This window comes from Candidatus Schekmanbacteria bacterium, assembly GCA_003695725.1.
In the GTDB taxonomy this organism is placed as follows: Bacteria; Schekmanbacteria; GWA2-38-11; order GWA2-38-11; family J061; genus J061.
Genome location: RFHX01000132.1, coordinates 1 through 10078, shown reverse-complemented (window position 1 = coordinate 10078; position 10078 = coordinate 1). Strand labels below are relative to the sequence as shown.

The window sequence follows — 10078 nt, the reverse complement described above, 5'->3', positions numbered from 1 at the left end:
TTCCCATTTTTTAGATCGATGTCCTCGATTTTTCCTTTTATTTTCTTATGCTTCTTGCCTAAATTTGTTTTGTGTTTTTTAGCAGGCAAGTTTTGTTTATGTGCCTTTCTACTTTTGACCTGATTTTTATTCTTTATTTTCTTTACATCTTTATGAATATGTTTCTTTTTTGCTATCCCCTCAACAGGGATGATTAAGAGCAAAGCAAAAAAGAAAATCAATAGATTCGTGATAATTTTTCTCATTCTGTCTCCAATGTTACAAAAAATGTGTTACTGCCTCGTTTGATAAGTACAAGAGCAATGCCTCTTTCATTTTTCTTCAGAGCTTTTTTAAATTCAGAAATTGTATTAGTCTGCCTCTTATTGACTTCAAGTATTCTGTCACCCCTTCTAATTCCTTTATCTTCTGCCTGACTTGAATCATACACATCAACGACATATAACCCTTCTTCCTCACCAATATCCATTCTGTTGGCTTCTTTTGCTGTAAAATATTCAATTCGCATACCAAAAATATTCAATCCTTTTTCCTGCTCAGATGATTCTTCTATCAAAAGCTCATCTTTCAACTCTCCTAATACTACAGGGAATACAATCTTTTTCCCATCGCGCATTACTGTAACATTTACTTTTTTACCAACTCTTCTTCTTGCAACAATCAAAGGTAAATCATTGGAGTCTTTGATATCAACACCATCAAAATTAATGATAATATCACCCCTCTTAATCCCGGCTTTATCCGCCGGTCCATTGGGGGTTACTTCAGAAACCAACGCTCCTGCAGGTTTATCAATCTTAAAAAATTCAACCATCTCCGGCAAAACTTTTTGTATATAGACGCCAAGCCATCCTCTCACAACTCTTCCACGTTCTTTGAGCTGTTGGAAAACCTCTCTTGCAAGATTAATTGGAATTGCAAAACCAAGATTCTGCACACCCTTGAAAATGAGAGTATTTATACCTACTACTTCACCCCTTTTGTTAACCAATGGACCACCGCTATTGCCAGGATTGATGGGAGAGTCTGTCTGGATAAAATTATCATATGGTCCTGCACCAACAACTCTTCCTTTGGCGCTTACAATGCCCACTGTAACAGTTTCCTCGAGCCCGTATGGATTCCCTATTGCCATTACCCATTCGCCGACTTGTAATAAATCGGAATCGCCAAGTTTTGCGGCAGGAAGCTTCCTGTTTGCATCAATCTTTATCAGTGCAATGTCTGTCTTTATATCTTTTCCAACAATACGAGCTTTATACTCCTCTCCGCTTGCAAGAGAAACATTGATAGTGGAAGAGCCTTCTACTATATGATTGTTTGTCAATATATAGCCATCCTTATCAATTATTACACCGGAACCAAGATTTTTTTTATCGCTATGAGGCCTTTTCCTCCTAAACTTATCAAAAAAATCTTTTAAGGAATTGCCGTTTTTGTCACTATGATATTTTTCCCTACCCTTTGAAATACTTTCTGAAAAGGTATAAATACTTACAACTGATGGCTTTACCTCCTTTGCAATCTCAACAAATGAAAGGGCATCTTTCTTCTCATTTGCCCTCAGCGCAGGGGTATAGCAAATCACAAAACAGAGAAGTAGATAAAAAAAAAGCGTTGCTATACCTGATTTAGCAGTAAATAGTTTCATCTTCAAAACTTTAAAACCCTTTCAAAAAAATCAAATTCAATATGACTATACTTCAAGAAAATTTCATTATCAACAATTAGTTTTTTCCTCTCTGAAATAGGATAAAAAGCATAAAAAGGAGAGAAAAAATAATGCAACAGAATGCAAAGACATCTCCATATGTTGAATAAAATGTCTTTATTCTAATCTCAGAAATAGGGTAACAAAAAATATCTTCTTTAAAAATATCTGTTTTCTTGATTATTTCGCCAACTGGGGAAATAACCCCTGAAATACCGGTATTTGCTGACCTTATCAAAAACCTTCTATTCTCTATAGCTCTGAATACGCCATTGGAAAAATGCTGTTGGGGTGCTGAAGTCTCTCCAAACCAAGCATCATTCGTCACATTCAAAATAAATTGTGCCCCTGCTTTTACGAATCTTCTTACAAGGTCGGGAAATATAATTTCATAACAGATAATAATTGAAAACTTTTTATCTTTATATTCAAACACTTTTGTCTCACTACCTTCATCGAAACTTCCAATCGTTCCAATAATTTTATCAAAGGCAGTGATTCTCAAAAGATTTTCAAGAGGAATATATTCTCCAAAGGGGACAAGATGAATCTTATCATATCTTCCTGCAATTCCTCTATTTGCAGTAAATAAAAAAACGCTGTTGTAAATTTTCTCATTACCAGAAAATTCATCAACACCAAGAGCGCCGCTCAAGAGCATAATATTTTTCCTTTTGACAAAATCTTCAACCATCTCGGTATATTCTTTCTTTCGCTCCGGGAAAAAGGGAAGCGCTGTTTCTGACCACAACACCATTTCTGGACTACAATTGGATATCAAACTCTCTGTCAAAGAGAAATGTTTATACAAGTTGGATAGAATCTTCTCCTCATCCCATTTTAAATCTTGTTCTATATTGCCCTGCACGACACCAATACTGAAAGAATCTCTATTCGATAGAATCTTCTTGACTTCCCCTATTCTTACATTGCCATAAATAAGGACAATAATAAGTATAAGAATAGAAATTGATAAAAAGGAAAATCGCTTAAGGATATGCAATTTCATCTCACGAGAGGATAGAAGAAAAAAAAGAGCAACATTAAAAAGGACAATCAAGAAAGAGATGCCATAGATGCCTGTAATATCGCTAAATTGAATTAGTTTCAACATTCTCCACTGAGAATAACCAAGAAGCGCCCATGGAAAGCCTGTAAGTAAATGCCCCCGCAAATATTCCAATGTTACCCATAAAAAAGGAGAAACTGTCAAAGCCGCCTGTTGGCTGAATTTTTTTTCAACTATACTGTAAATCATAAAGAAGCATCCCACATAAAGCGCCAAATAGGCAGAAAGAAGGAAAAGAAAGAAAAAGGAAAGATACAAGGGAATACCCCCATAATAATACATCGAATTTGTTACCCAATATATCGTTCCTGAAAAGGCGGCAAATGCCGAAAACCAAGCAATATAAAAGGAAGATAAAGGTTTTTCTCCCTTTACTGAAAAGAAAAGAGGAATCAGGCAAAACCACGCAAAAATTGAAAGGTTGAAATCAGGAAAACTCAGAATAAAAAGAAGGCTGCTAAACAATGAAAGAAATATTTTTGTAATCATGTTTTTCGATGAAATAAAATTCATTTTATCTGTAAAGCCCTTTTATTTTCTTCTTCAATCCCATTTAGCTGCCTAAATTTCCTACTATATCAACAAAGCTAAAAAAATTTGACAATAAAAAAAAGTTATGAAAAAAAGCTATCCATGAAAAAATTTGTCCCAGATTATATACTAAGTATAACTCCTTATAATCCCGGAAAACCAATAGAGGAAGTCGAAAGGGAATTTGGGATAAAAGACCCTGTCAAACTTGCATCCAATGAAAACCCTTTAGGGCCTTCTCCAAAAGCGCTAAACGCTCTAAAAGGATATCTCAAAAAAGCATCCTTCTATCCAGACAGTCACTCATATTATCTAAAGCAACAGCTTGCCGCAAAGTTTAAAGTTTCTGAAAACAATATAGCTGTAGGCAACGGCTCAAATGAGCTTTTGGAATTTCTTTGTCGAGCTTTTATAAAACCCGGTGTAAGCGCTGTAATGGCAGACCAAGCATTTATGGTCTATAAGATGCTCGTACAGGCAACAGGCGGTGAAAAAATAATAGTACCTCTACGAAATCATACCCATGACTTAAAGGCAATGTTGAATGCAGTGAGGGATGATACCAGAATAATATTTATAGCCAATCCCAATAACCCGACAGGAACAATCGTAAAAGAAGATGAGTTTGAAGAATTTCTCTTTTCTGTGCCGGAAGATGTAATAATAGTCTTAGACGAAGCTTATGCCGAATATGTATCCGATGAAGAATATCCTAATTCTATCGAACATTTCTCACGCAGGAAAAATTTGGTCATTTTGCGAACATTTTCAAAAATATACGGTCTTGCAGGATTGAGAATAGGATATGCTATTGCTAGCGAAGAGATAATAGACATATTAAACAGAATTAGACAACCTTTCAATGTCAATTCAGCAGCCCAAACAGCAGCGCTTGCAGCACTTTCAGATGAAGAACATATAAATCGAAGCATTGAAGTAAATGAAGCAGGAAAAGATTTTCTTTACAAAGAGCTTGAAAAGCTGAACCTTGACTTTGTGCCAACTGAAGCTAATTTTATTCTTATTGACTGTAAAGCAGATTGCGATGAAATTTTCTTAAAACTCCTAAAACTTGCTGTCATCGTAAGGCCTATGAAGGGATATGATTTTCCAACATCGATCAGGGTAACTATCGGAACGGCTAAGGATAACAAGAGGTTTATCTCTTCTCTCGAAAGAATATTAAATTCATCAGGATAAAGAAATTAAGAAAGATCAAAGAATTGATTTTTTCTGCTTCTTCTCAATGTACTTTAAAATAGTGCTTCTTACCTTTTCGTATTTTGCTTCAACTTCTACAGGAATGTTTTGAAAATTTGGTGTTATATTTTTTAGTTTGTCTTCATGGTATTTCCGTTTGAAATCTGTAAATTTCAAACCGTGTGCCGTTGAAATGACAACTACCTTATCCTTCTTTTTGATTACCCCCTTCTTAACCAACTTTATGAGAGCAGCCAATGCAACACCTGTATGAGGACAATTAAAAAGTCCTGTTCTATCACCCATTGCTGCTGCATCTGCAAGCTCCTGTTCGCTTGCCTCCTCTACAATCCCGTTAAAGTCAATAAGTGTCTGTATCGCTTTTTTTACACTCACAGGGTTGCCGATTTGTATAGCGCTTGCAAGAGTCTTCTTTGCCTTTATCGGTTTAAATTCTTTGAAGTTCTTCAAATAGCTTCTGTATAGAGGATTTGCCTTTTCAGATTGAGCACATACCAACCTTGGAAGTTTTTTAATCATATAAAGATCCTTCATTATCATAAAACCCTTACCAATTGCACTTATATTGCCAAGATTGCCGCCCGGAATTATGACCCAATCAGGGACCTTCCAATCGAACTGCTGTGTCAGCTCAATACTGACCGTTTTTTGCCCCTCTATACGAAGTGAATTCATTGAGTTTGCAAGGTAAATATTATTCTTGGATGTAATCTCCTTGACAATCTGCATACAGCCGTCAAAATCAGTATCGAGAGACAATGTCAAAGCGCCGTTTGCAATGGGCTGAATTAACTGGGCGAGGGAAACTTTATTTTTAGGCAGAAAGACAATTGCCTGAATTCCTGCAGCAGCGCAATAGGCAGAAAGAGCAGCCGATGTATCGCCTGTCGAAGCACAGGCAACTGCAATTATATCCTTTCCATCTGAAATCATCTGCTTTACCATAGACACAAGGACGGTCATTCCAAGGTCCTTGAAGGAGCCTGTATGGCTGTTTCCACACTGCTTTACCCAGAGGTCTTCAAGGCCTAATGCATCACCCAATCTCTCTGCCCAAAAAAGATTGCTACCGCCTTCATACATTGAAACTATATTGTCATTATCCACGACAGGACAAACCAATTCCTTTTTGCCCCAAACACCACTACCGTAGGGCCATTCCGTCCTCCTGTAACGTTCATCAAAGAGCTTCATCCACTGCCATGCAGTCCTCTTCTTTTTGAGAATACTTATATCGTGTACGACTTTGAGAAGGTCGCCACATTCAGGGCAACTGTAAATAATTTCATCGAGGTTATATTTGCCCGGACATCCATTGATACACTGAAACCATGCTTTATATTCGCTCACCTTCTACACCTCTTTTCTTCTTCTCTTCTCTAAAAATTCACTCTGAAGTCTCTTCACAAAGTCAGAGCGTTTATTATAAAGTCTTTTATGTTTCCTTTTTTCTGCTTTTGACATAACATATGAAGTAATGATAGGCAATGCAACAGAAAAATCAATGTATGATACAACTGCATTAGGAAGCATATCACTATCTATTTTCCCCCAAGAAACTGCCTCAGAAGGTGTAGCGCCTGAAAGTCCTCCTGTATCTGCGCGTGCATCAGTTATTTGAACAAAATAATCGTGTCCCTGTTCCTCAAGGCCTAAAAACTGCTGAATTTGCGGCTCTGTTTGGAGAATAAAATTTTTAGGAGCTCCTCCACCAATGATTACTGCAGCCGATTTCCCATTGTTTCTTTTGATATCTAATACTATTGCAGCAGTTTCATTGATATCATCCCAAACATTTAGTTTTAATTTTACTTTATCCAAATATTCTTCTGCAATGGCTAACCCAATTGAGCTGTCTGCTGGTGACGGGGTATAAACAGGCACTTCATATTCATATGCAGTGGAAAGAATAGATGATGGAGGCATATTGCATAATTTTTCCCTCTCTCTGAGATACTTCCCTATCAGATAATGAAGTTCTGCTGTTCCCATTTCTCTTTGAAATTCATCCTCATTAAATATTTTTGTCAAAAACTTATCTGTCGAAAGTAGGACATCATAATCCATTAATATATCATAAATTCGGACAACTTTATTTTTTTTAAGCTCAACATCATCTACAAAGGGACTTCCCTTATGAAGCATCAAGCCCAAAGCATGATGGGCATCATGATAAAGATTAGCTCCTGTGGAAGCAATCCAATCAATAAAGCCAGCTTCTATCATTGGTATTATACAAGATCTCCCCAATCCAGCAGGCGTAAGGGCGCCTGAAAGACTCATACCTACTGTTACACCTTCCTTAAGAATCTTGTTTGCTAAAAGTTTACAAATCTCTTGGAGCCGCGCCCCATTGTATGCATTGAAATGTTTATCTACTAATTCTATGACTGAAATATCAGTATTTATTGGCTCAGGATTGATTTCTTCCCCGCTTAAAAAACGATTTTTTTCTGACATTTCTCCCTCCTTTCAAGCATTATCTAAATCAGCAGAAAACTTTGCTACTCAAAAAATTTTGGAACCAAAAAATAAAAAGTGCCTTTTAAAAATCCATTAACTTATCCTGTTTATTATTTGACAGGAATTATGAAAATCTGTAAGCATTATTTAATGTACGGAATAAGCTAATATCAAGGCACAGCAGACGGTTTGTTATTTATCAGAAAATCAGGTCAAGTCAAGGGAAACTTCGGATATGACAATTGCATTGACAAATAAAAATTCTTTTTTTAGAAGTGGGCAGTCAATTTTCTTATTTTGAAAAACAATTCGTTACTTTAATCAATTAGGAATATTGTAATGATTATTGGTGAAAGAAAACCCATAAAAGAAATTCTTGCAATGATAAAAGATTGCAACCGAATAATTATTGCAGGTTGCGGGACTTGTGTTGCAGTATGCCTTGCAGGCGGTGAAAAACAGGTAAAAGTCATTGCAGGAGCACTTAAATTAGCAAGAAAGCTCGAGGGGAAAGAGCTTGAAGTCATAGAAATAACTGTAGAAAGGCAGTGCGAAAAAGAATTTATTGAAGAAATAAAACCCTTTATATCTGATTCAGATGCAATTGTTTCATTAGCTTGCGGCATTGGCGCTCAAACGCTCACCGAAAACTATCCTGAAATAATAACTTATCCGGGATTAAATACCACCTTCATTGGTGCACCTGCCGAACATGGCATCTGGAAAGAAACCTGTCGCTCCTGCGGAGATTGTCTTTTAGGTATAACAGGCGGTTTATGTCCTATTTCAAGATGCTCGAAAAGTTTGCTTAACGGCCCCTGCGGCGGAAGCAAAAATGAAAAGTGCGAAGTAAACCAAGAGATTGACTGCGTATGGCAGTTGATTTACAAACGGCTCAAAGAGTTGAATAAGTTAGACCAAATTAGAGAAATACAAAAACCAAGAGAAAGAAGGACAAAAGATAACGGCATACCACGAAAAATAATAAGAGAAGATGCAATGTTATAATTTTGAAGACTATGAAACTTACCGAACTATTTGAAAAAAATACTTTTGTCAAAACAGTAGAGCTGGAACCTCCAAAAGGAACGGATACGAAAATTTTTTTGGAAAAAGCTGATTCATTAAAAGAGAGTGTCCAGTTTTTCAATGTAACCGACCAGCAAAGCGCTGTTATGAGGGCTGGGTCTTTAATAGGATGTTCCATCTTGAAAGAAAAAAATCTTGAACCCATATTGCAGATTTCCTGCAGGGACAGAAACAGAATTGCATTGCAGTCAGACCTTTTGAATGCAGCAATTCTTGGGATAGAAAATGTGCTTGTCATTACGGGGGACCATCCTTATTTAGGAGACCATCCTGATGCAAAAGCTGTCTTTGACCTCGATTCAGTCCAACTCCTTCAGGCAATCGAGAGGCTCAACAATGGAGAAGATATGGCAGGAAATAAACTCGAAGGTAATTTTTCCCTTTGTTGCGGTGCTGTTTTTACCCCATCGGCTGACAATCCTGAACTTGAACTCATAAAAATCGAAAAGAAGATAAAAGCAGGTGCAAAATTCTTCCAAACGCAGGCAATATTTGATGTTGAATCCTTTAATTCAATTATGAATTCAGTCAAAGATTTCAATATACCTGTTATGGCAGGCATACTTATATTGAAATCTGAAAAGATGGCTAATTTTATGAATCGTCAAATAGCAGGAATAAAAGTGCCTGAAGAAATAATCAAAAGAATGGAAAAAGCTGAAGATAAGAGAAAAGAAGCAGTAGATATTGCCGTTTCGATTATCGATGAAGTCAAAGACAAATGTCAGGGAATTCATATAATGGGGCTTGGATGGGAAGATTTAATTCCTGAAATTATACAAAAATCCTCTCTCTAAATTCAAAACTCCAAAAAGTTAATCCTTTTAGAAACTCACAAAGAAGTATCTTCGCACAAAAAAACAAAGATTTTTTAAAAGATTAGGCAAGGAATTTTACGAATCAATCACTATTAGACCTATAAATTTCCTCAAATTCATCTGCCACATTTTTGAATGCTTTAAGAACTGCCGGATCAAAATGCTTTTCAGAATCTGTTCTTCCGTCTCCCTGCACTAATATTTTCATCGTCTCGGTGTGGGAAAGAGATTTTTTGTACGGCCGTTCGCTTCTCAATGCATCATATTGGTCGCAGATCATCACAATTCGTCCCTCAATAGGAATATTTGTGCCGCTTATTCCCCGAGGATATCCGGAACCATCCCATTTTTCATGATGATTGAGAGCAATCGAGGACGCCATATTCATTATCTCATTTGTTGAATGTCCCAAGATATCTTCACCTATTATTGTATGGGTTTTCATAATCTCAAATTCTTCCTTCGTAAGCGGACCTTTTTTGAGAAGTATGGCATCAGGTATCCCAACTTTTCCAATATCATGCATCTTGCTTGCTACTGCAATATTTTCGATGAAATCAGCTGAAAGCTTCATTTCCTTAGCAAGACATCGAGTATATAGACTCATTCTTGAAATATGATTTCCTGTTTCCTGATCTCTATATTCAGCAGCAATACCTAATCGCTGTATCAACTCTCTGCTTACTGTTTTTAAATTTTCCATTGTTTTTTCAAGTTCCTTTGTTTTTTCAGCAACTGCTCTTTCAAGTGATCTTTTATATTCCTTCTCAAATTTTACCAAACGATAATATTCCACTGCCCTCTGGACTGACGCCTTTAAATAATCATGCCGAAAAGGCTTTGCCAAAAAATCGAAGGCGCCTGCTTTTATTGCCTGAATCGCCATATTCATCTCAGGGAATCCTGTCATTAATATGACTGGAATATCCCTATTCATATTCTTTATTTTCTCTAAAAACTGAAGCCCCGACAAACCGGGCATCTTAACATCTGTCAACACTAATGAAACATTATTTTTTTTGATTTCATCAATAGCTTCATGAGCAGAAGAAAAGGTCATAACTTGATATTCTTCACTGTTGAGGATTAAAGATATTGAGTCCCTAACAATCTTTTCATCATCGACTACGACTATCTTTGCAGGTAGGTTACCTTTCATTCTACACCACATTAAAG

At 36.5% G+C, this 10078-nt stretch carries 9 protein-coding genes; 3 read left to right on the top strand and 6 right to left on the bottom strand.

Going from position 1 to position 10078, the window contains the following annotated elements; genetic code table 11:
• From D6734_05410 to lnt, 3 genes are all read right to left on the bottom strand, one after another.
• Nucleotides 1-245 (bottom strand): hypothetical protein (locus D6734_05410; GenBank protein RMF95527.1); only part of this gene is annotated, 245 nt, incomplete at its 3' end.
• Nucleotides 242-1651, bottom strand: coding sequence for a Do family serine endopeptidase (locus D6734_05405; GenBank protein RMF95526.1), 1410 nt, complete (start codon nt 1649-1651; stop codon nt 242-244). The genes D6734_05410 and D6734_05405, both read right to left, overlap by 4 nt.
• Before the next feature lie 76 nt (nt 1652-1727).
• Nucleotides 1728-3293: an apolipoprotein N-acyltransferase gene (gene lnt, locus D6734_05400; GenBank protein ID RMF95525.1), complete on the bottom strand. Its 1566-nt coding sequence runs from the start codon at nt 3291-3293 to the stop codon at nt 1728-1730.
• A gap of 120 nt (nt 3294-3413) precedes the next feature.
• On the opposite strand from lnt, the gene D6734_05395 reads away from it, so the two are divergent.
• Nucleotides 3414-4511, top strand: a complete 1098-nt coding sequence (locus D6734_05395; protein ID RMF95524.1) for a histidinol-phosphate transaminase — start codon at nt 3414-3416, stop codon at nt 4509-4511.
• Nucleotides 4512-4526: 15 nt separating this feature from the next.
• Here D6734_05395 and thrC read toward each other — a convergent pair whose 3' ends face one another.
• Both thrC and D6734_05385 read right to left on the bottom strand, forming a co-directional pair.
• Complete coding sequence (gene thrC, locus D6734_05390; protein ID RMF95523.1) at nt 4527-5882, bottom strand: threonine synthase; 1356 nt, start codon at nt 5880-5882, stop codon at nt 4527-4529.
• Nucleotides 5883-5885: 3 nt separating this feature from the next.
• Nucleotides 5886-6992, bottom strand: coding sequence for a deoxyhypusine synthase (locus tag D6734_05385; protein ID RMF95522.1), 1107 nt, complete (start codon nt 6990-6992; stop codon nt 5886-5888).
• Nucleotides 6993-7334: 342 nt separating this feature from the next.
• Between D6734_05385 and D6734_05380 the strand changes: the two genes are divergently transcribed.
• Together D6734_05380 and D6734_05375 are read left to right on the top strand one after the other, a co-directional pair.
• Nucleotides 7335-8003 carry a hypothetical protein gene (locus D6734_05380; GenBank protein ID RMF95521.1) on the top strand — a complete coding sequence of 223 codons (669 nt, stop codon included), beginning with the start codon at nt 7335-7337 and terminating at the stop codon, nt 8001-8003.
• 11 nt (nt 8004-8014) lie between these two features.
• Nucleotides 8015-8881, top strand: coding sequence for a 5,10-methylenetetrahydrofolate reductase (locus D6734_05375; GenBank protein RMF95520.1), 867 nt, complete (start codon nt 8015-8017; stop codon nt 8879-8881).
• A gap of 103 nt (nt 8882-8984) precedes the next feature.
• Here D6734_05375 and D6734_05370 read toward each other — a convergent pair whose 3' ends face one another.
• Complete coding sequence (locus D6734_05370) at nt 8985-10061, bottom strand: response regulator (protein ID RMF95519.1); 1077 nt, start codon at nt 10059-10061, stop codon at nt 8985-8987.
• Nucleotides 10062-10078 lie beyond the last annotated feature (17 nt).

Coding starts and splice junctions, on each gene's coding strand:
- lnt (RMF95525.1), bottom strand. CDS start 3,293: ATGAATTTTATTTCATCGAAAAACATGATTACAAAAATATTTCTTTCA.
- D6734_05370 (RMF95519.1), bottom strand. CDS start 10,061: ATGAAAGGTAACCTACCTGCAAAGATAGTCGTAGTCGATGATGAAAAG.
- D6734_05385 (RMF95522.1), bottom strand. CDS start 6,992: ATGTCAGAAAAAAATCGTTTTTTAAGCGGGGAAGAAATCAATCCTGAG.
- D6734_05375 (RMF95520.1), top strand. CDS start 8,015: ATGAAACTTACCGAACTATTTGAAAAAAATACTTTTGTCAAAACAGTA.
- D6734_05395 (RMF95524.1), top strand. CDS start 3,414: ATGAAAAAATTTGTCCCAGATTATATACTAAGTATAACTCCTTATAAT.
- D6734_05380 (RMF95521.1), top strand. CDS start 7,335: ATGATTATTGGTGAAAGAAAACCCATAAAAGAAATTCTTGCAATGATA.
- D6734_05405 (RMF95526.1), bottom strand. CDS start 1,651: ATGAAACTATTTACTGCTAAATCAGGTATAGCAACGCTTTTTTTTTAT.